The organism is Nonomuraea sp. NPDC050153 (assembly GCF_044460125.1).
In the GTDB taxonomy this organism is placed as follows: Bacteria; Actinomycetota; Actinomycetes; order Streptosporangiales; family Streptosporangiaceae; genus Nonomuraea.
The window spans coordinates 294,944-316,775 of sequence record NZ_JBITJQ010000007.1 but is presented as its reverse complement, the minus strand read 5'-3'; the positions used below and the strand labels follow the sequence as shown (position 1 = coordinate 316,775).

Sequence of the window (21,832 nt, the reverse complement as noted above, 5' to 3'; positions counted from 1 at the left end):
TGTCACTCTCCTTCGGTGGGCAACCAGACACGCATGCTCGACGGGCCGCGACGGGCCCACGAGTGGTACGGCCGCAGCGGCACGTCGAACCAGCCGGCCTCCGCCGCGGGGGTGGCCGGGGCGCCGGAGTAGGCCCACGGCCGGTCGGGGGGTGCGGCCAGGCGGCCGCGGACCAGCGCTCCGCCGGGCTCGGCCCGGGGGGCCGACCCGGGGTCGATCGCCAGGGCGTCGAGCCCGCCGGGGCGCGGGAGGTCGTGGGACTCGGCGCACAGGACCTCGGGGCCGCGTTCGACGGCGACGCAGCCGCGTACGGCGTCGATGCGGGGGTCCGGCCAGGTGAAGCGGGGCTCCATCGGCAGTTCGAGCGTGATCACCTCGCCCGCCCGGAACGCCCGCCGCACCGTGGCCAGGCCGGGCTCGACCGGCCGCGCCCGCCCGTCCACGGCGATCGTGGCCCCCGTGGCCCAGGCCGGGACCCGCAGGGCGAGCGTCCAGAGCCCGTCGGCCAGGATCCGGACGCGGACGGTCCCGCTGTCGGGGTAGGCGGTCTCGACCTCCACCGCGGCCTCCCGCCCGTCCGGCAGCTCGGCGCGGATGGTCGAGGGGGCGTACTGGTGGAGCTGGAGGCCGTCGTCGTCGGCGGTGGCGAGGTAGCCCTGCAGGCCGGCCAGGGTGCGGGCCACGTTCGTGGGGCAGCAGGACACGTCGAACCACGCGGCCCTGGCGCCGGCCTCGGCGCGCGGGCTCACCGCGTCCGGGTCCGCGGGCCGGCCCGGGGAGCGCTGGTGGAGGGGGTTGGCGTAGAAGAACGCGGTGCCGTCGGGGCTCGGGGAGGTCGCGACGACGTTGTAGAGCGTGCGCTCGATCAGGTCGGTGTAGCGGACGTCGCCGGTGGCCAGGTGGAGCCGCCAGGAGACCATGATCGAGGCGACGCCGGCGCACGTCTCGCAGTAGGCCCGGTCCGGCGGCAGCTCCCAGTCCTCGCCGAAGCCCTCGTCCTGGTGGCGCGAGCCCATGCCGCCCGTGATGTATGTGCGGCGCGCGACCGAGCGCTCCCACTGCCGCTCCACGGCCCGCAGGAGCTCGTCGTCGCCGCGCTCGACGGCGACGTCCACGGCGGCGGCGGTGAGGTAGAGCGCGCGGACCGCGTGGCCGCGCCACACCTCGGCCTCCCGGATCGGGAGGTCGTCCTGGAAGTAGGCGCGGCCCAGCGGGATGTCCCTGAGCGTGCCGTGCCCGCGGCGGTCGAGGAAGATCCGCGCCTGCTCGACGTAGCGCTCCTCCCCCAGCGCCCGCCCGAACTCGGCCAGGCCGACCTCGATCTCCGGGTGCCCGCAGATCCCGGGCCTGCCGTCCGGGCCGAAGGTGCGGCACACGTGGTCGGCGGCCCGCCGCGCCACCCGTACGAGGTCGTCCTCGCCGTGCGTGCGCAGCCGGGCCACCGCGGCCTGCAGGAGGTGGCCGGTGTTGTAGAGCTCGTGGCCCATCTCCAGGTCGCTGTAGCGCGGCGGCTGCCCGCCGTGCCCGAAGCAGGTGTTGAGGTAGCCGTCCGGGTCCTGGGCGCGGGCGACGCGCGCGGTGAGCCGCTTGATCGCCGCCTCCGCCGCCAGGTCGCCGGTACGGCCCCACTCCCAGGACAGGGCCTCCAGGAGCTTGTAGACCTCCGAGTCGGAGAACGACCAGCCGGGACGGTCGGGAGCGGTCGCCCCGTCGGCGACGCGGTCGAAGTTGGCGAGCCAGCCGAGGCGCTCCATCCACGACTCGCAGTGGGCGAGCGTCGCCGTGGCGTTCACGGCCTGCCGGCTCCCCCAGAACCCTCCGGTGATGGAGACCTGCGCGAGCCCGAGGGGACGCACCCGGCCGTGGGACGGCAGCACGGGGCTGGTCATGAATGAACCTTTCGACGAATGGGTGGTCAGTCCTTCACGGCGCCCGCGGTGACCCCGGCGGCGATGTAGCGCTGCGCGAGGACCAGGAGGAAGGCCGCGGGAACGGACGCGATCACGGCGGTCGCCATGATCGAGTTCCACTGCGTGGTGTTGTTCCCGATGTAGCGGAAGATGCCGAGCGTGATCGGGATGACGTCGCTGTTGCGGTTGAGGGTCGAGGCGAAGATGAAGTCCGACCACGCCCACAGGAACGCGAAGAGCGAGACCGTGATCACCGAGTTGCGGCTCAGCGGCAGGATGATCGACCGGAACGTCCGCCAGGTGCCCGCCCCGTCGATCTGCGCCGCGGCCATGAGCTCGCCGGGGATGCTCGCCATGAACGCCCGGAAGAGCAGCACCCCGAACGGCACGGCCAGCGTCGAGTCGGCGACGATCAGGCCGGGGACGGTGTTGAGCAGGCCGAGCCGGATGTAGATGGCGTAGAAGCCCATCGCCATGACGACGGCGGGGATCATCTGCGCGACGAGGAGCAGGAAGTCGATCCCGCGCGCGCCGCGCGGGCGCAGCTTGGCCAGCGAGTAGCCCGCGGGCAGGGCCACGAGCAGCGTCAGCGCGACGGTGCCCAGGCCGATGAACAGGCTCGTGGCCAGGGCCGGCACCTGCTGGGCGAGCGCCGCCGCGTACCCTTCGAACGTGGGGTTCCAGGGGAACCAGTGCGGCGGGTCCGCCCGCATGTCGCCCGTCTTGGTGAGCGAGACGTTGAACATCCAGTAGACCGGGAACAGCATCAGCCCCACCAGGACGACGCCCACCGCGGTCTTCCAGGTCTTCATGCGCGCTCCTCCTTGCGCTGCAGGTGCACGTGCAGGAGCCCGGCGGCGAAGGCGATGAGGATGAGCAGGTTGCCGACGGCCGCCGCCGGTGAGAAGTCGGGCTGGCCGGTGCCGAACGCCTCCCGGTACGACCAGATGGCCAGCGTCGTCGAGGCGTCCGCCGGCCCGCCCCGCGTCATGATCCAGATGATGTCGACGACCTTGAGCGTGTAGATCAGGCCGAGCAGCAGCGTGATCGCCGACACCGGGCGCAGCAGCGGGAAGGTGATGCGCCGGAAGCGCTGCCACCCGTTCGCCCCGTCCAGGCCGGCGGCCTCGTACAGGTCGGCGGAGATGTTCTGCAGCCCGGCGTACAGGATCACCAGGTTGAACGGGACGCCGAGCCAGATGTTGGCGATCGTGACGGCCAGCAGCGAGGTGCCGGGCGAGGTGAGCCAGTTGATCTGGCCGATCCCGAACGCCTCCAGCGCCGCGTTCACGATGCCGTTGTCGCTGTTGAGCATCCACGACCAGGTGGAGGCGGAGACGATCAGCGGCAGCAGCCACGGCACGAGGAACATCGCGCGCAGCACCGCGGACAGGCGGAAGTTGCGGTGGAAGAAGACCGCGAGCGCCAGGCCGAGCGCGTACTGCGCCGCGATGGACACCAGCGTGAACAGGGCCGTGTTGCGCAGCGCCCGCAGGAAGGTGTCGTCGGACAGGATGTCCCGGTAGTTGGCCAGCCAGGTGAACTCCGGGTCGCCCCGCACGAACGCCCGCGGCGTGTAGTCGTGCACGCTCAGGTCGATGTTGCGGTAGAGCGGATAGGCGTAGAAGACGAGCAGGTAGATCACGAGCGGCGCGAGGAAGGCGTAGGCCGTCCACCGCCGCGAGCGTCCCCGCCTCGGAGCCGCGTGCGCCGCCCTGCCCACCGCCACCGCCTCGCTGCTGAGAGAGGTCATCGGATCAGCCGCCGGTGGCCTGCTTCGCCTGGGCCTGTGCCTGCTTGAGCGCGTCGGCGGGAGTGGCCGAGCCGCTCAACGCCTTCTGCACCCCGGTCCACAGCGCCTCGGAGATCTTCGGGTACTTGGTGCCGAGGTTGTCGCTGGTCCGGCCCTTGGCCGACTTCACGGCGTCGACCCACGGCTTCAGGTCCGGCTCCTTGGCGAGGATGGCCTGCCGGCCCTCGGCGGTGGAGGGGATGTAGTACGCGAACGTCGTGCCGGTCTCCACCAGGCCCTCGGGCGTCGTCATGCATTCGAGGACCTTCTTGGTGGCGGCGTAGCGCTTGGTGTCCTTCTGCACCGGGACCGTGATGAACTCGCCGCCGGTGGGCGTGGGGGCGGTGCCCCCGTCCTTGCCGGGGATCTGCACGATGCCGGTGGGGAAGCCCGCCTTCTCGGCGCTGTCGATCTGCCAGGTGCCGTTCTCGGCGAAGGCGAACTCCCCGGTCAGGAACTGCTCCCAGGTGGTGTTCTGGGAGTTGCTGATGACGGAGTTGGGGGCGGTGCCGTCCTTGACCCACGTGGTCCACAGGTCGAGCGCCGCGACGGCCTCGGGCGAGTCGAGCCGGGTCAGCTGCGCGCCGGAGCCCCAGAACCACGGCAGGAACTGGAACGAGCCCTCCTCCGTCCCGATGGCCGAGAACGTGATCGGCTTCTTGCCCGCGGCCTTGACCTTCTTCAGCGCCGCGTTGAGCGTGGCCCAGTCCTTGATCGAGGCGGGGTCGACGCCGGCCGCGTCGAGGATCTTCTTGTTGTAGTAGAGGGCCAGGGTGTTCGCGCCGATGGGGATGCCGTACGTCTTGCCGTCCAGCTCGCCGGCGGCGATGAGGTTCTTGTCGAACCGGGCCGTGTCCAGGCCGAAGTCGGACATGCTGGAGAGCATCCCGGCGTCCGCGAGCGTCGAGACGGCGGGGTTGTCGAGGAGGATGACGTCCGGCGCGTTGCCTTCCTGGCCGGCGAGCAGCGCCTGGTTGGTCAGCGCGGTGGTGTCGTAGGCGGTGCGCTGGATGGTGACTCCGGCCTGCCGCCCGCAGGTGTCCACCCGCTTGGCCCAGGCGGAGGACGCGTCGTGCTGCGGGTACGGGTCCCACCACGTGTACGCGCCGGCGCCGCCCGCGGAGGCGGAGGTGGTGGTGGAGCCGCCTTGGGGAGCGGACGCGCAGGCGGACAGGGCCAGAAGGGCGGTTCCGAGGACCGCCGCCTTCGCGGAAACCGACGTGCGGTTCATCGAGGCCTCCAATGTTAGCGCTCACAATCGAGCGCGGCCGGAAGGTGCTGAGGTCGGGCCCGTGAGCTAGCGGGCGGTCGGGGGCGCGGTGCTTCCGCGCGAGACCAGTTCGGGAGAGATGAAGCGCACGACGAACGGCTCGTCGCGGGCCGCCGGCGACTCCACGCGGCGCACGAGCTGGCGTACCGCCATGGCGCCGAGCCGGTCGGGCGCGCTCTCGATGAACGAATAGGGCAGGGAGAAGGTCGCGGCGAACTCCTCGGAGTAGCGCCCGATGACCGAGAGGTCCTCGGGCACCCGCAGCCCTCGCTCGTGGGCGACGGAGGGCAGGGCCGCGGTGGCCGCCTCGTTGTTGATCAGCAGGCCGGTCGCGGACGGGTAGGCGTCGAGCAGGGCGTTGAGCAGGCGCCCGACCGCGGGCTGCCGGGACTCGCCGTACACGGCGTGCAGGGTGACGCCGAGCTGGCGGGCCCGTTCGAGTGCCGCGTCGCGCAGGCGCCACACGTACGCGCCGCCCCGCTCGACGACGTGCTCGGGCTGCGAGATCAGGATGAGCTCGCGGTGGCCGAGGCGATGGAGGTGCTCCACCATGACCCGGCCGGCCTCCTCGAAGTCGAGGTCGAACACGTCGAGCCCCGAGCAGTCGCCCGGCAGGCCGACCAGGGCGCCCGGCTGCGGCGCGGCCCGCAGGATGGGCAGCCTCGGGTCGACCTGCGCGATGTTCATCAGGACGACGCCGTCCACCATGCGCGAGTCGGTGATGCGCCGCAGCGCCCGCACGCCGTCGGCCTCGGTGACCAGCAGCGTGTCGTAGCCCAGGTCGCGGGCGGTGTTCGTGACGCCCAGGATGTACTGCATCATCGCGGGCGCGAACTCGTCTTCGTGGAACTGGGCGAGCAGACCGAGGACCTTGGTCTGGGAGGTGGCCAGCGCCCGGGCGCCCGCGTTCGGCGTGTAGTCGAGCGCCTCGGCGGCCGCCAGCACCCGGCGGCGGACCTCCTCCGAGATGGGCCGCTTGCCCGACAGCGCGTAGGACGCCGTGCTGCGGCTCACCCCGGCCTCCCGGGCCACGTCTCCGATCGTCGCCACTCTCACCTCCTGTTACGTAATTGAACCGGTTCGACAGTTGCGTCGCGAAACACCCTCGGATCGCCGACCGGAAGGTGCCTTTTCCTGGGGGTCCGCAGGATCGATCCGCCCGCGGCCGGTCATGGCCCGGGATCGACTCCGTGTGCGGGCCGCCGGAATCAGCGAACCGGTTCAACGATGTGGCTCGACTGTCGCGCCGCCGGTCAGCGGGCGTCAAGAGTGAGAACGGTCGGCGATACCGAATCGTGACACGCCGGAAACGCCCATTGACGTGTGGGGCGCGGCTACGTAACCTACGCGAAACCCTCAGTTGCGTTTCACCGATCGCCCTCCCTGAGATTTGTTAACGCTCACACCTCCCAGGGACATCGTGATGATCACCAAGGCCATGTGGGCCGGGCTGCTCCCGGCCGCCCTCGTCGCCGCCTTAACCACGGGCGTCGCGCATGCGCGGACCGTGGATCCGCCCCCTCCCGTGCTCGTCTACACGTTCGACTCCGACGACCTCGCCACCGGCTCCATCGCCGACTCCTCCGGCAACGGCCTGAACGGCACCCTGGTCAACGGCTCCACCGCGGCGCTGGTCGACGGCGCCGCCGGTGGCCACGCGCTGAGCCTGCCCGGCGGCGCGCCGGCCTCCGACGGCGCGTACGTGCGGCTGCCGCTGGACGCCATCAAGGGCAGGACCGACCTGACCGTGTCGGCGCGGGTGAAGTGGGACGGCACCGCCGCGCCCTGGCAGTGGATCTACGCGCTCGGCAAGGACACCAACCGCTACCTGTTCAGCACGCCGTACAACGGGGACGGCGTGCTGCGCACGGCGGTCACCACCTCGGGAGGCGGCGGCGAGGCCAAGGTCACGGGCTACGCCCCGCTGCCCGCCGGCGCCTGGAAGACGCTGACGGTCACCCTCGACACCGCCGCCAAGCGCGTCACCACCTATCTCGACGGCGCCGCCGTGGCCTCGGCGGCCACCGCCGTGAGCGCCGCGCAGCTGATCGACGCCGCGACGACCTCCGCCGGGTTCATCGGGCGCTCGTTCTACCAGGACCCGCTCTTCGACGGCGCGATCGACGACTTCCGCGTCTACGCGGCCGCGCTGTCGGCGGAGCAGGTGGCGGCCGTCACCGGCGGCCTGCCGCCGACCCCGACGGGCCTGGCGCAGAGCGCCTTCCCCGTCCGGACGACCATCGGCACCGCGCCGGTCCTGCCGGCGGCGGTCCGCGCCACCTTCACCGACGGCTACGACCGCGACCTGCCCATCGCCTGGTCGCCCGTGGATCCCGCGGACTACGCCGCCGCCGGGACCTTCACCGTGACCGGCACGGCCGGCGGGCGGCCCGTCACGGCCGGGGTCACCGTCATCCGCGAGGGCCAGCTCGTCATCGACCTCGCCGAGGACACGGGTCCCTTCCACGGCGGCGCGTCGGGCACGCTCTACGGCCTCTACGGGCCGGGCGTGCCGACGAACAACCTGATCGAGGGCATGCGCCTGCGCACCGTCTCGACCAAGGCCCAGGACGGCCCGCAGCACCCCGGCGCCGACGCCCTCGAAGTCGTCAAGCCGCTGGCCGACAGCACCGACGGCGACGTGTACATCTACATGACCGACATCCACCGCGGCTTCCCCTACCAGTGGCCCGGCGCCACGCCGGAGGAGAGGCTCGACCTGTACAAGCAGAAGATCGCCAAGCAGGTGGACCAGGTGCTCCAGCTCGACCCGAAATATCAGGACAACATTGTCTTCGTGCCGTTCAACGAGCCCGAGGGCAACATGTTCGGCACCGGCGAGTGGAGCTACAACCGGGTGAGCTGGCTCAGCGACCCGCGCGACTACTTCAAGGCGTGGGACGACGTCCACGCCCTCATCAAGGGCAGGATGCCGGCCGCCCGGATCGCCGGCCCCAACACCAGCGTGCTGTACGCCCAGGTCAAGGGCTACCTGGAGCACGTCGTACAGGCCGGCACCGTGCCCGACGTGATGACCTGGCACGAGCTCAGCCACCCCGAGCAGGTCAGGGCGAGCGTCAAGCGCTATCGCGAGATGGAGGCCGAGGCCTTCGCCGGCACGAAGTACGCCGGGAAACGGCTGCCGATCAACGTCAACGAGTACGCCTTCAACTACCACACCTCGGTCCCCGGCCAGATGATCCAGTGGGTGTCGGCCATCGAGGAGTCGAAGGTCGACGCCGACATCGCGTACTGGAACATCGACGGCAACCTGTCCGACTCCGCCGTCCAGGCCAACCGGGGCAACGGCCAGTGGTGGCTGTTCAACGCCTACGGCGGCATGAGCGGCCACACCGTGCGGGTCACGCCGCCGTACCCGGGGCAGAACTACACCCTGCAGGGCGTCGCGACGCTCGACCCCGGCAAGAAGCAGGCCCGCGCGATCTTCGGCGGCGCCGACAGCGCCGGGCACATCCGCTTCGAGCACGTCCCCGCCAAGGTCTTCGGCCGCCGCGTGCACGCCTGGGTGCGGGAGATCCCGTGGACCGGCCAGGTCGGCGACTCTCCGCAGCCGGAGATCGTCGCCGAGCGCGACGTCGAGGTGAAGGACGGCACCGCGGTCTTCGACTTCGGCGCCGGTGACCTGCCCAGGCTCAAGGAGTCGTCGGCGTACGAGATCGTCCTCACCCCCGCCGGATCGGGCACCGCGACGGCGCCCGCGCCCAAGCTGTGGGAGGGCTCGTACGAGGCCGAGGACGCGAAGTACACCGGCGGCGGCTACAGCCGCAACGGCCCCGAGGGCTCCCCGTCGGACGTGTCGAAGTTCTACACCTCCGGCCGCTACGACGTCGGCGGGCTGCGTACCGGCTCGGACGGGGTGCTCGACTTCACCGTCGAGGTGCCGAAGACCGGCCGTTACGACCTCAGCGTGTTCGCCAACTCGCTGAACACCTTCGACCGGGTGCGCGAGCAGGGCCCGACCAACGTCTTCGTGCGCGTGGACGGGGGCGCGGAGCAGGAGCTGTTCCTGCCGCTGGGCTACAAGTGGGTGGTGTGGGACCACGCGGACACCACCGTGGAGCTCACGGCGGGCAAGCACGTCCTGTCCCTGGCCGCGCGCGGCCTCGACGGCGCCAAGGCCACCAAGGGCGACGCGATCGTCGACCGGATCCGGCTCTCGCTGCCCAACCCGGCGGCGGCGAACTCGATCTACGAGGCCGAGCTGGCCGACCTGCACGGCGCCCGCCCGTCCTACGCGGCGCACGGCGGCGCGCTCTCGGGCTCCGGGGTCGTCACCGCCGGGCGCGACCAGTCGGCCACGTTCTGGGTGTACTCGGCGAAGGACGCTCCGGCCACCCTGGACCTCAAGCTGCTCGGCTCCGGCAAGGCGGCGGTGACGGTCAACGGCGTGCGCGTGCTGGACCGCGCCCGGCGCGGCGACGCGACCGCGGCGGTGTCGCTGTCGGGCGGCGTCAACAAGGTCACGGTCACCGGCCGGTCCGGCACGTCGCTCATCGACCGGCTGGAGGTGCGGCCCGCCGGCGGCGCGCTGCCGGCCACCGGGTACGAGGCGGAGTCCGCCCGCCTCGCCGGGACGGCGAAGGCGTCGCAGCTCTCGCTGGCCAGTGGCGGGAGCGCGGTGACCGGGGTCGGCGGCACGCCCGGCAACGCCAACACGCTCACCTTCGACGTGCGGGCCGCCGCCGACGGCACGTACGCCATGCGCGTGCGTTACTCCAACCCGGAGCAGTCGGCCGCCACGCACTACAACCCGGACCCACTCGCCAGGCCCGCCGACATCTCGGTGAACGGCGCCGCCGCGCAGCGCGTCCTGTTCCCCCACACCTTCCACGAGAACAACTTCTGGGAGCTCACCGTCCCGGTGCGGTTGAAGAAGGGCCAGAACACGGTGCGCTTCTCCGCCGAGGAGCTGCCGAACTTCGACGGCACCACCTACGCGTCGGAGACCTTCCCCGGGGTGCTCCTCCGAGCGCAGTACGCTCCCGTGATCGACAAGATCACGGTCGCTCCGTACAGCGGCTGACCCCTCGCGATGCCGCCCGTGCCCCCGGTTCTCCCGGGGCGCGGGCGGCGTCGCGATCAGCTCTCCCTGGGCGCGAGCGGCGAGCCCGGCGTCGGACAGGCCGCGCCCGACCAGGGTCAGCACCTCGCGTTCGCGTCCGGTGACGCCCGCCCGGTGACGCCCTGGCCGGTCAGTCCCGCGTCGGGGTGAGGGTGCGCAGGGCCTCGCGGAGGTCGGCGCCGGAGCCCGCCGCGACCACCCCGCCGTTCCGGTCGACGGCCACGGCGGAGAAGACCGGGCCGGCCGGAGCGTCCAGGTCGCAGGTGAGGGTGATGGCGTGCCCGTCGACCAGCATCGCCTCGGCGCCCGTCCTGGACGGGGTAGCGGGCCGGTCGACGAGGCTGCGGGCCGCGATCAGGGCGGCGACCGGGGTGCGGTGGCGGCCCAGCAGGACGGGGCTCTCGTCGTACGGCTGCGCGACCTGCCGTACGAGGTCGCCGAGCTTGCCCCGCGCGGTCGAGAGCGGCACGAGCTGGAGCCCGCTCAGGATGCCGGGCACCTTGGAGAGCGGCACGAGCGCGGCCCACTCCCAGCGTTCGCGGGTGATCAGGACGGTCTCCCCGTCCCTGGCGGCCTTGACGAGGGCGCTCCATCGGGCGCGGGCCTCCTCCACCCCGAGCGGGGTGCCGAGCCTGGCCTGCAACTCGGCGTAGGAGGGCCGCTGGACCCCGGATTCGTTGATCATCCCAAGAACAGTAAGGCACCTTACAGAATATTCGCAAGGCGCCTGACAGAACTCATGCCGGTCAGGCGTGCTCCGCGCAGGTCACGTCCGCCGTGGAGGCGCGGACGATCAGCTCGGTCGCCAGCTCGACGTGGTGGGAGTCGATCTTCTCACCGGCCGCCAGCCTCAACGCCGTGCGCAGCGCCACCCCGCCCATCTCGCGCAGCGGCTGGCGGACGGTAGTAAGCGGCGGGGAGGCCATCCGCGCCATCTGGGTGTCGTCGAACCCCACGATGCTCAGATCTTCCGGGACGCGCAGGCCCCGCGCCCTGGCGGCCTCCATGACGCCCAGCGCGCTCTCGTCACAGCCGGCGAAGATCGCCGTCGGCCGCTCCGGCAGGTCGAGCACGGCCGCGCCGTACTCCAGCCCGTCCTCATAGCGGAAGTGCCCGGATCGCGTGTAGGCGGGCGGCACCGGCACGCCTTCGGCCTCCATGGCGGCGCGGTAGCCGTGCAGGCGGGCCTGGTTGCAGGCCGCGGTGGCCGGGCCGCCGATGTAGGCGATGCGCCGGTGGCCGAGGGACAGCAGGTGCTGGGTGGCGGCCAGCCCGCCGGCGAAGTTCGTCGAGCCGACGCTGGTCACGCTGGCGTGCGGCATGTGGAGCGGGTCGATCACGACCAGCGGCACCTGTACGCGGGACAGCGCGGTGAGCTGCCTGGTGGTCAGCTGGTCGCACGTGACGCAGATCAGCGCCCGGCGTCCGGCGGCGGCCAGGTCGCGGGCCCACGCGGCGGCGTGGTCGATCTTCTTCCTGACGCTGACGACGATCCCCACGCCGGCCTCGGCCCCGGCCCCGACCAGGCCCTGGATGATCTCGGTGGAGTAGGTGCTGAAGTCGTCGTCGAACTGCACCTCGACGGTGTCCGTGGCGACGGCCCCGTCCCGGCGCGGCGACGGCGCGATGTAGTCGTGCTCCCGCAGCAGCGACTGCACCAGGGAGCGGGTGGTCGGCGCCACGTCGCTGCGGCCGTTGAGCACCTTGGAGACGGTCGCCACCGACACGCCCGCCGAGGCCGCGACCGTGGCCAGCGTGGCGCGCCTAGAACTGGACGGCATCGTTTCCCCCCTCCCGCTCGACCGACACGGGCGTGTCCAGGCGCCGGTCGTGGCCGACGACCCGGACCCGGCCGCCGCCTGGGCCGGTCAGCCGCACCGTGCCCCGGCACGGCAGGTCGGCCGCCGACGTGCCGACGGACACCTCGATGTCCCCGGGCTCCACGATGCGCCTCAGATCACGTCCGGTGAAGGCCGTCCGGTCGGCGTGCACCTCGAACGTCACGCGGGCACTCGCCCCGGGCTCCAGCCGGACCCTGGCGAACCCGGTCAGCTGCCGGACCGGCCGGGTGACCTGGGCGAGGAGGTCGTGCAGGTAGAGCTGGACGACCTCCTCGCCGGCCCGGTCGCCGGTGTTGCGCACGCTGACCGTCACGCCGAACTCGCCGTCCACGGGGACCTCGGCGTCGCTGATCCGCAGGTCGCCGACCTCGAAGGCGGTGTAGGTGGAGCCGTACCCGAACGGGAAGAGCGGGGTCGGGTCGAGGTTGCTGATGCCCTGGCTGTCGGCGCCCAGCGGCGGCTGCAGGTACGTGCCCGGCTGCCCGCCGTGCCCGCGCGGGATCTGCACCGGCAGCCGGCCCGACGGCATGACCCGGCCGGACAGCACACCGGCGATGGCCGCGCCGCCCTCCTCGCCGGGCATGAACGCCTGGACGAGCCCGGCCGCGCCCGCGTGCACCCGGCCCAGCGCGTACGGACGGCCGGAGACGACGACGGCGACGACCGGCGTGCCCGTGGCGGCCAGCTCGGCCACCAGGTCCTCCTGCACCCCGGGCAGGCGCAGGTCGTCGGCGTCGCAACCCTCGCCCGAGGTGCCGTGGCCGAACAGCCCGGCCAGGTCGCCCACGGCCACCACGCACAGGTCGGCCCCGCGCGCCACCTCCAGCGCGGCGGCGAACCCGGAGCGGTCCCCGCCCTGCACATCGCAGCCCCGCTCGTGGACGATCTCGGCGTCCGGCAGCTCGGCCCGCAGCGCGTGGAGGAGGCTGGGCGCCTCGACGCCGAGCCCGAGCCCGGGGTGGCGGGGCAGCACGTGGTTGGGGAAGGCGTAGCAGCCCATGAACGTCCGCGGATCGTCGGCGCACGGCCCGACGACCGCGATCCGGCGCAGCCCGGGGCTCAGCGGCAGCGCGTCACCGGCGTCGAGCAGCACGATCGACCGCTCGGCCAGCTCGCGGGCGATCTCCCGGTTGCCCGGCGAGTCGAGGTCCACGCCGGCCGCCCCGGACACGGACTTCTCGGGCGTCCAGTCCGGGTCGAGCAGCCCGAGCTGCACCTTCTGGGTGAGCAGGCGGCGCACCGCCCGGTCGATCAGCGACTCGGGGATCTCGCCACCGCGTACCCGCTCGACCAGGTGCGGGCCGAAGCCGAGCGTGTCGGGCAGCTCGACGTCGATGCCCGCGGTGAGGGCCTGCACGCCCGCCTCGGCGGTGTCGGCGGCGACGAGGTGCATGGTCGCCAGGAACGGGATCGACCAGTAGTCCGACACGACCGTCCCGGTGAAGCCCCACTGCTCGCGCAGCACCTCGGTCAGCAGCCAGGGGTCGGCCCCGGCCGGCACGCCGTCCACGTCGGAGTAGGAGTTCATCACCGACCGCGCGCCGCCCAGCGCGATGGCGGTCTCGAACGTCGGCAGGATCATGTCCATCAGCTCGCGCCGCCCCATCGGCACGGGCCCGTGGTTGCGGGCCGCCCGGGAGGCGGAGTATCCGGCGAAGTGCTTGAGGGTGGCGATGATCCCGGCGCTCTCCAGCCCGCGCACGTAGGCGGCGCCGAGCATCGAGACGAGGTACGGGTCCTCGCCCATCGTCTCCTCGACCCGCCCCCACCGGTAGTCGCGCACCACGTCCAGCACAGGCGACAGTCCCTGGTGCACGCCCACGGCCCGCATGTCGCGCCCGATGGCGGCCGCCATGCGCTCCACCAGCTCCGGGTCGAACGTCGCCCCCCACGCGATGGCCGCCGGATAGACGGTCGCCCCGTACGTCGTGAACCCGGTCAGGCACTCCTCGTGGACGATGGCCGGGATCCCGAGCCTGGAGCGCTCGACGACGGCCCGCTGCAGCCTGACCACCTCGGCGGCGCCCTCCCGCGCGGTCACGGGCGCGCTGCCGTGCACGCGGGTGAGATGGCCGAGCCCGTGCTCGATCGCCTCGTCGAGGGGAACCGTGCCCGAGGCCGCGAACACGTCCTGCATCGGCGCGACGTTGACCGTCTCGGCGTCGTCGGGCAGGTCGTGCTGCATGTCGTTGCCGATCCAGCGGCTGCCGAGCTGACCGACCTTCTCCTCAAGGGTCAGCTCCGCGAGGAGGGCCTCGACGCGGTCGGCCACCGGGAGCGCCGGATCCTGCCACGGGCGGAGCACGCCGTCCATCGCGGGGGTGCGATCCAGAGCCGTCATCTGCTCTCCTTAAGCCGATTCCCGCCGTGATTATTTCGAAATGTTTCGATGTCGTCGAGTGGCCTGTGAGCATGCGTCCCTGATTACAGACGACCAGATGAACGCCGCGCCTGAGTACTTTACACACGCCCTGCTCGAAAGGGCAGATTCCCGGATATGACGGTCTTGACAGGCCCAGAGTCGAAACCTAAATTGACGGACCACGCGGCATGTCGCAAATGTTTCGACGAGCTCACTCAAAGGAGACGTGACGAGCGGCTTCGGCAGGCGCCGCGTCCACGGCCGCCCGCCACCGACATCCGACGATCAACGAGCCGCGCGGCCAATCCCCCCGGCGTTCAAGTACGGAGATCAGCGTGGAGACCAGGTCAACTTCTCGCCGCACCTTCCTCAGCCTCTCCATGGGCGTTCCCCTCGGAGCGGCACTGGCCGCCTGCGGAGGCAACGGCCCGACCCAGGCCGGCGCCGGTGGCGGCGGCGGCAGCACCAGCTCGGGTGGCGGAGCCGGCAAGGCCACCTACTGGTATCTCACCGGACAGCCACAGGAAGGTGTCCGGACCCGCGCCGTCGAGCGCTTCAACAAGGCCAACCCCAGCGGCCAGCTCGCGACCACGATGTTCCAGAACGACGCCTTCAAGACGAAGATCAAGACCGCGATCGGCGCGGGCGAGGCGCCCACCATCATCTGGGGCTGGGGCGGCGGCGGTCTGAAGAGCTACGTGCAGGCCGGCCAGGTCGACGACCTCACGTCCTGGTTCGACCAGAACGCGGCCCTGAAGGACAAGCTGTTCCCGTCCTCCTTCGGCGCGGCCACCGTCGACGGCAAGATCTACGCGCTGCCGGTCGAGGCCGTGACGCCGATCGTCCTGTTCTACAACAAGAAGCTCTTCGAGAAGGTCGGCGCGCAGCCCCCGCAGAGCTGGGGCGACATCATGGACCTGGTCAAGAAGTTCAACGCCGCGGGCATCGCGCCGTTCTCCCTCGGCGGCCAGTCGCGCTGGACGAACATGATGTGGCTGGAGTTCCTCTTCGACCGCATCGGCGGCCCCGAGGTCTTCCAGGCCGTCTTCGACGGCGAGAAGGACGCCTGGAACAACCCGGCCGCCATCGACGCCCTGACCAAGATGCAGGACCTCATCAAGGCGAACGGCTTCATCAAGGGCTTCTCCTCGATCACCGCCGACTCCAACGCCGACCAGGCGCTGCTGTACACCGGCAAGGCCGCGATGATGCTGCACGGCGGCTGGACGTACGGCAACATGCGGGACACCGGCGGCGACTTCGTCAAGGGCGGCAGCCTCGGGTACCTGAACTTCCCGCCGGTCGACGGCGGCAAGGGCGACCCCAGCGACACCGTGGGCAACCCGGCCCAGTACATGTCGATCTCCTCCAAGGCGACGCCCGAGGCCAAGGAGATCGTCAAGAAGTTCTTCGCCACCGAGATGAACTCCGACGCGCAGAACAAGGACTGGGTCAGCAACGGCTTCGTGCCGATCGTCAAGGGCGCCGACGCGCAGTTCGGCACCGACATGGACGGGACGTGGCAGCGGTTCGTCTACGACGTCGCCAGCAAGGCCAAGTCGTACCAGCAGTCCTGGGACCAGGCGCTCAGCCCGACCGCGGCCGAGGTCCTGCTCGACAACATCGCCAAGCTGTTCCAGCTGTCGGTCTCGCCGCAGCAGTTCGCCACGAACCTCAACGAGGTCATAGGCAAGTGACGGTCCCCCCGATCTCCGCCAGGGGAAACGCGTCCCCGGCCGCCGTGCCCGGCGGCCAGGGGCGCGGCCTGGCCTGGCTGGCCGTACCGGCCCTGCTGTTCTTCGTCGCCTTCGGCGTCATCCCGCTCGTCGGGGTGTTCCTGCTCAGCTTCACCGCCTGGGACGGGCTCGGCGAGATCCGCCTGGCGGGCTTCGACAGCTGGCGGGCGGTGCTCTCCGATCCCGGCCTGCCGCACGCGCTGTGGGTGACGTTCCTGGTCATCGCGCTGTCGTGGGCGGTGCAGACGCCGGCGAGCATCCTGCTCGGCACGTTCCTGGCCGGCTTCCAGCGCTACCGCGCGGTGCTCTCGGTGATCTACTTCATCCCGCTGCTGCTCAGCTCGGCGGCCATCGCGATCACCTACAAGGCGCTGCTCGACCCGAACTTCGGGCTCGGCGCCGGGCTGGGGATCCCGCTCCTCGTGCAGGACTGGCTCGGCGAGCCCGTCCTCGCCTTCGGCGTGGTGATCTTCGTGGTGTCGTGGCAGTTCATCCCGTTCCACTCGCTGATCTACCAGGGCGGCGTACGCCAGATCCCGCGCTCGATGTACGAGGCCGCCGAGATCGACGGCGCCGGCCGGGTCCGCATGTTCTTCAGCATCACCCTGCCCCAGCTCAAGTACACGATCATCACGTCCTCGACGCTGATGGTCGTGGGCTCGCTGGTCTTCTTCGACCTCATCTTCGTGCTCACCGCCGGCGGCCCCGGGGACGCCACCCGGGTGCTTGCGCTGGAGATGTACAAGAGGGGCTTCCAGGCCAACCTGATGGGCCCGGCCAGCGCGATCGCGGTCATCCTGGTCCTGGTGGGCCTGGCGCTGGCGCTGCTGCTGCGCCGGCTCGGCGGCCGGGACGCGAGCCACAGCCAGCTGGAAGGTGCCTGACATGACGACGACGCTCGCGAACGACGCCACGCAGGCGACGGCACGGCACACCGCTCCCGGCCCCAAGGGGGTGACCCGCCGCCCCAACTGGCTGGGCAGCGCGATCGCCTGGCTCTGGCTGGCGGTCGTGGTCGTGCCGATCTACTGGATCGTCATCACCAGCTTCAAGTCGCAGAGCAACTACTACGTCGAGAACCCCCTCGTGCCGCCGTCCGAGCCCACGCTGGCCAACTACCAGCTGGTCATCGAGTCGGACTTCATCCGCTACTTCATCAACAGCGTCGTCGTCACGGTCGGCGCGGTGGTGCCCGCCGTGGTGGTGTCGTTCATGGCGGCGTACGCGATCGTCCGCAGCGGCAGGGGCCGCTTCCTGCGCTGGACCAACTCGGCGTTCCTCATGGGCCTGGCCATCCCCCACCAGGCCACGATCATCCCGATCTACCTGATCATCATCAGGCTCGGCCTCTACGACACGCCGATGGCGCTGATCCTGCCGTCGATCGCGTTCGCGATCCCGCTGTCGGTGCTGATCCTGTCGAACTTCATCAGGGACGTGCCCAAGGAGCTGTTCGAGTCGATGCGCCTCGACGGCGCCAGCGAGCTCGGCACGCTCTGGCACCTGGCGGTCCCCCTGACCAGGCCCGCCGTGGTGACGGTGACCATCTACAACGCGCTGACGATCTGGAACGGGTTCCTGCTGCCGCTGATCCTCACCCAGAGCCCCGAGCAGCGCACGCTGCCGCTGGCGCTGTGGACCTTCCAGGGCCAGTACAGCATCAACGTGCCGGCGGTGCTCGCCTCCGTCGTCCTGACCTCGTTGCCCATCCTCATCCTGTACGTGGTGGGCCGCCGCCAGCTGCTGGCCGGCCTGACCGCCGGCTTCGGCAAGTGAGCGCCGCCGCGCGGGCCGCCTGAGGCCCGCGCGGAGCTGGAGCGCCTGCCAGGCCCGCCGACCAGGGCGGCCGAGGCGGGGGGCGACGGCGGCCTACCGTCCGGAAGTAGTTGCGCAGCGCCGCCTGCGCCATGCCGGCGTTGCCGAGGGACGGCGTCGGGTGGATGCCCGACTGCCCGGCGGTGAACAGGATCGCGCCGTCGCCGCGCTCGACCAGGTCGGGCAGCAGGACATGGCGTTCGTGACGTGGCCCCGACGAGCAGGAACGGCCGGGAATGCCCGGCGGTGGCCGCGTGTTGTGGCGGGCAACAGATTGAATTTTCAACCAACAGGAGGGGTTATGCCCGCCATCACCGCTGACACCCTGGCCCTGCCCCGCGTCGCCGTACCCGACCCGGCCTCCGTCGCGCGGCGGCCCGTGACGTCGGTGACCACCGCGCCCAGCGGGTTCGAGGGCGAGGGGTTCCCGGTGCGGCGCGCGTTCGCCGGCGTGCCGCAGTCCGCGCTGGACCCGTTCATCCACATGGACCAGATGGGCGAGGTCGAGTACGCGCCCGGCGAGCCCAAGGGCACCCCCTGGCACCCGCACCGCGGCTTCGAGACCGTCACGTACATCATCGACGGCATCTTCGAGCACCAGGACTCCAACGGCGGCGGCGGCACGATCACCGACGGCGACACCCAGTGGATGACCGCGGGATCGGGCCTGCTGCACATCGAGAAGCCGCCGGAGCACCTGGTGGTCTCGGGCGGGCTGTTCCACGGCGTGCAGCTGTGGGTCAACCTGCCGCGGGCGCACAAGTTCCACGCGCCCCGCTACCAGGACATCCGCGGCCGCCAGTCGGTGCTGCTCGCCTCGTCCGACGGCGGCGCGCTGCTGCGGGTGATCGCCGGCGAGCTGGACGGGCACGCCGGTCCGGGCGTCACGTTCACCCCGATCACGATGGTGCACGCCACCGTGAGCCCCGGCGCGCGGCTGGAGGTGCCGTGGAATCCCGCCTACAACGCGCTCGCCTACGTGCTGGCCGGACAGGGCCACGTCGGTGAGGAGCGCAAGCCGGTCCGCAAGGGTCAGCTGGCCGTCTTCGGCCAGGGCGGGGCGCTCACCGTGGCCGCCGACCCGGCTCAGCCCCAGGCCGAGCCGAACCTGGAGGTGCTGCTGCTCGGCGGGCAGCCGATCCGCGAGCCGGTCGTCCAGTACGGCCCCTTCGTGATGAACAACCGCGCCGAGATCCTTCAGGCGATGGAGGACTACCAGGCCGGCCGCCTGGGTGTCGTCCCCGCCGAGCGTCTTCCGCACACCGGAGAGGAGTGAACGTGCCGATCGAGAGGCTGGCCGAGGAGTACAAGCGCGGGCGCCGGTTCTTCGACTCGCAGGACTACATCGGGGCCGCCCGCATCCTGGCCCAGGTGGTGGCCGCGGCCCCGGACAACCTGGCGGCCCGGCTGCTGCTGGCCCGCGCCTACTACCACTCCGCCCAGCTCGGCCGGGCCGAGGCCGAGCTCCGGCTGGTGCTGGAGCGCGACCCGGCGGAGGGGTACGCCTGCCTGCTGCTCGGCCGTACGCTGCAGCGCCAGAACAGGCCGAAGGACGCCGAGCCGTACCTGCGCATGCACGCCGCGATGACCGGCGAGTGACGTAGGCGACGCGGCGCGCCGCCCGACCGGGAGGGCGGCGCGCCGCACCTGCGGCGATATCCATTCGAATATCAATAATCGAGGCATATCAGTCTTGGACAGGGCAAACACCCCTGTGCTGTCATGACGCCCATGTCCCCTTCGAGATCCTTGTTGAGCCTTGCCCGTCTGGCCGGAGCGGCCCTGGCCGCCGGCACCGTGGTCGCCGCGATCGCGCTGCCCGCCGTCGGCGGCACGGGCTCCCTGTTCGTCTCGGCCGCCGAGACGCTCGATCTCAAGCCCGCCCAGCTCGAAGAGCCGCCCCTGGCCCAGACCTCGGTCGTGTACGACGCCGAGGGCAACCGCATCGCCCAGTTCTACGCCGAGAACCGCAGGGAGGTGCGCCTGGACCAGATCGCCGACGTGATGAAGACGGCGATCGTCGCCATCGAGGACTACCGCTTCTACGAGCACGGCGCGCTCGACCTGGAGGGCACCGCCCGGGCCCTGGTCAAGAACCTCACCTCGGGCGGCATCGCCCAGGGCGGCTCGTCGATCACCCAGCAGTACGTCAAGCAGGTCCTGCTGAACTCGGCCGACTCCGAGGAGGACAAGAACAGGGCCCTGGAGGCCAGCTACGCGCGCAAGCTCAAGGAGCTGCGATACGCGATGGGCGTCGAGGAGAAGTACTCCAAGGACGAGATCCTCCGCCGGTACCTGAACATCGCCTACTTCGGCGCAGGCGCCAACGGCGTGGAGGCGGCGGCGCGCCGCTTCTTCGGCGTCCCGGCCGCCGCCCTGAACCTGACCCAGGCGGCGACCCTGGCCGGCGCCGTCCAGGACCCCAACAGGACCGACCCCGCGCTCGGCGGGCAGGCCCGCAAGCTGCTGCTGGACCGCCGGAACGTGGTGCTGGACCGGATGGCGCAACTCGGCCGGATCACGCCGGAGCAGGCGGCGCGTGCCAAGGCGGATAAGCTCGGCTACAAGGGTGTCGAAGCGCCCAACGGCTGCCAGGCCGGCCGCTATCCCTACTTCTGCGAGTACGTACGCCACGAGCTGCTCGCCAACCCCGCCTTCGGCAGGACCGAGCGGGCCAGGAAGCAGCGCTTCGCCCGCGGCGGCCTGAAGATCTACACGACCCTCGACCCGAAGGCCCAGCGGGCGGCGGAGGCCGCGATCAGGAAGCACGTCTTCGCCTCCGACCACCCGGTCGCCGCCGAGGCGCTGGTCGAGCCGGGCACCGGCAAGATCAAGGCGATGGCGGCCAGCCGCCCCTTCGGCCGCTCGGCCAAGCGGAAGGAGATCTCCTACAACCCGGTGGCGGACAAGCGGCACGGCGGGTTGACCGGCTTCCAGGCGGGCTCGACGTTCAAGACGTTCACGCTGATCACGGCGCTCGCGCAGGGCATGAAGATCGACGACGGGATCAGCGTCACCAACGCCTACACCGCCCCGGGCTACGCCTCGTTCAAGAACTGCAAGGGCCAGAACATGGGCATCCCGTCCTGGACGGTCACCAACGACGAGGGCTCGCCGGGCTTCAAGACGCTCGCGACCGGCACGTGGGGGTCGGTGAACACGTTCTTCATGGCGCTGGAGCAGCGGGTCGGCCTGTGCGAGACGGTGCGGACGGCCAAGTCGCTGGGCATCAGGCGGGCGGACGGGGGCCCGTTGCAGGAGTACGAGACGTTCACGCTCGGGATCAACGAGATGGACCCGGTGACCGTGGCCACCGCGTACGCGGCCATCGCGGCGCGCGGCACGTACTGCGCGCCCATGGTCGTCACCAAGGTGACCGAGGCGAGCACGGGCGCGGCGACCTCGTACGACCCGTCGTGCCGCGAGGCGCTCGACCCGGAGGTGGCCGACGCCACCGCGCACGTCCTGTCCGGCGTGTTCACCGAGGGCACGATGCGCGGGGTCGGTGGCATCGGCCGCCCGGCGGCGGGCAAGACGGGCACCACGGACGGGTATGCCACGGCCTGGTTCGCCGGGTTCACCCCCGACCTGGCGGGAGCGGTCAGCCTGGGCGACCCGCGCGGCTCCCAGCGGTACAAGCTGACCGGCGTCACGATCGGCGGCCGCGCCTTCGGCGCGGTGGCAGGCGCCTCGGTGCCCGGCCCGATCTGGAAGGACACCATGACGGCGGCGCTGAAGGACGTGCCCGCCTCGGACTTCACCCCGGTGAACGCGGCCCGCTTCGGCGACTGCGGCCAGAGCTGCGCGCCCTCCCGCGACGACCGCCCGGACCCGACCCAGGACCGCCCCGCGGACACCGAAGACCGCCCCCGGCCCGGAACCGAGGACGACGCACCCGTGACCCCGTGATCCAACGCCCGGCCCAGGCGGGCGCCCCGCGAAGGTCTGGCGCGAGACGCACCGGTCGATCCACCCCGTACGCGAGCGGGCCCACCGCCAGCCGCAGCACCGTCTCGCAGGACC

Annotated in this window: 15 protein-coding genes; 7 read left to right on the top strand and 8 right to left on the bottom strand. The window is 71.5% G+C overall.

Going from position 1 to position 21,832, the window contains the following annotated elements; genetic code table 11:
- Window positions 1–2: 2 nt before the first annotated feature.
- The 5 genes from ACIBQ1_RS20720 to ACIBQ1_RS20700 all read right to left on the bottom strand — a co-directional run bounded on the left by ACIBQ1_RS20720 (window position 3) and on the right by ACIBQ1_RS20700 (window position 6,022).
- Window positions 3–1,889: a glycoside hydrolase family 127 protein gene (locus ACIBQ1_RS20720; protein WP_397279584.1), complete on the bottom strand. Its 1,887-nt coding sequence runs from the start codon at window positions 1,887–1,889 to the stop codon at window positions 3–5.
- A gap of 26 nt (window positions 1,890–1,915) precedes the next feature.
- A complete protein-coding gene (locus tag ACIBQ1_RS20715) occupies window positions 1,916–2,722 on the bottom strand; it encodes a carbohydrate ABC transporter permease (protein WP_397279583.1) in 807 nt (268 codons plus the stop codon).
- Window positions 2,719–3,663, bottom strand: coding sequence for a carbohydrate ABC transporter permease (locus tag ACIBQ1_RS20710; protein WP_397279581.1), 945 nt, complete (start codon window positions 3,661–3,663; stop codon window positions 2,719–2,721). The genes ACIBQ1_RS20715 and ACIBQ1_RS20710 overlap by 4 nt, the downstream gene beginning before the upstream one ends.
- Window positions 3,664–3,667: 4 nt before the next feature.
- On the bottom strand, window positions 3,668–4,933 hold the full coding sequence (locus ACIBQ1_RS20705; RefSeq protein WP_397279579.1) for an extracellular solute-binding protein: 1,266 nt from the start codon (window positions 4,931–4,933) through the stop codon (window positions 3,668–3,670).
- Between the two features lie 66 nt (window positions 4,934–4,999).
- On the bottom strand, window positions 5,000–6,022 hold the full coding sequence (locus ACIBQ1_RS20700) for a LacI family DNA-binding transcriptional regulator (RefSeq protein WP_397279577.1): 1,023 nt from the start codon (window positions 6,020–6,022) through the stop codon (window positions 5,000–5,002).
- 373 nt (window positions 6,023–6,395) lie between these two features.
- Between ACIBQ1_RS20700 and ACIBQ1_RS20695 the strand changes: the two genes are divergently transcribed.
- A complete protein-coding gene (locus ACIBQ1_RS20695; RefSeq protein ID WP_397279576.1) occupies window positions 6,396–10,016 on the top strand; it encodes a LamG-like jellyroll fold domain-containing protein in 3,621 nt (1,206 codons plus the stop codon).
- 169 nt (window positions 10,017–10,185) lie between these two features.
- Here ACIBQ1_RS20695 and ACIBQ1_RS20690 read toward each other — a convergent pair whose 3' ends face one another.
- The 3 genes from ACIBQ1_RS20690 to ACIBQ1_RS20680 form a co-directional block, all read right to left on the bottom strand.
- Window positions 10,186–10,740, bottom strand: coding sequence for a hypothetical protein (locus tag ACIBQ1_RS20690; protein WP_397279574.1), 555 nt, complete (start codon window positions 10,738–10,740; stop codon window positions 10,186–10,188).
- Between the two features lie 61 nt (window positions 10,741–10,801).
- The gene (locus ACIBQ1_RS20685; protein WP_397279573.1) at window positions 10,802–11,836 is read right to left on the bottom strand and encodes a LacI family DNA-binding transcriptional regulator; all 1,035 of its coding nucleotides are present in this window, start codon (window positions 11,834–11,836) and stop codon (window positions 10,802–10,804) included.
- Window positions 11,820–14,237, bottom strand: a complete 2,418-nt coding sequence (locus tag ACIBQ1_RS20680; RefSeq protein WP_397279570.1) for a glycoside hydrolase family 3 N-terminal domain-containing protein — start codon at window positions 14,235–14,237, stop codon at window positions 11,820–11,822. The genes ACIBQ1_RS20685 and ACIBQ1_RS20680 overlap by 17 nt, the downstream gene beginning before the upstream one ends.
- Before the next feature lie 356 nt (window positions 14,238–14,593).
- Here ACIBQ1_RS20680 and ACIBQ1_RS20675 point away from each other — a divergent pair, with 356 nt between their 5' ends.
- The 6 genes from ACIBQ1_RS20675 (at window position 14,594) to ACIBQ1_RS20650 (ending at window position 21,718) form a co-directional block, all read left to right on the top strand.
- Window positions 14,594–15,955, top strand: a complete 1,362-nt coding sequence (locus ACIBQ1_RS20675) for an extracellular solute-binding protein (protein ID WP_397279569.1) — start codon at window positions 14,594–14,596, stop codon at window positions 15,953–15,955.
- The gene (locus ACIBQ1_RS20670) at window positions 15,952–16,878 is read left to right on the top strand and encodes a carbohydrate ABC transporter permease (RefSeq protein WP_397279567.1); all 927 of its coding nucleotides are present in this window, start codon (window positions 15,952–15,954) and stop codon (window positions 16,876–16,878) included. Before ACIBQ1_RS20675 ends, ACIBQ1_RS20670 begins: the two co-directional genes overlap by 4 nt.
- Window position 16,879: 1 nt before the next feature.
- Window positions 16,880–17,770, top strand: a complete 891-nt coding sequence (locus tag ACIBQ1_RS20665) for a carbohydrate ABC transporter permease (RefSeq protein WP_397279565.1) — start codon at window positions 16,880–16,882, stop codon at window positions 17,768–17,770.
- A 340-nt stretch (window positions 17,771–18,110) separates the two neighbouring features.
- Complete coding sequence (locus tag ACIBQ1_RS20660; RefSeq protein WP_397279563.1) at window positions 18,111–19,085, top strand: pirin family protein; 975 nt, start codon at window positions 18,111–18,113, stop codon at window positions 19,083–19,085.
- Between the two features lie 2 nt (window positions 19,086–19,087).
- On the top strand, window positions 19,088–19,408 hold the full coding sequence (locus ACIBQ1_RS20655; protein ID WP_355377913.1) for a tetratricopeptide repeat protein: 321 nt from the start codon (window positions 19,088–19,090) through the stop codon (window positions 19,406–19,408).
- Between the two features lie 153 nt (window positions 19,409–19,561).
- Entirely contained in the window at window positions 19,562–21,718 is a 2,157-nt protein-coding gene (locus ACIBQ1_RS20650) for a transglycosylase domain-containing protein (RefSeq protein ID WP_397279561.1), read from the top strand.
- Window positions 21,719–21,832 lie beyond the last annotated feature (114 nt).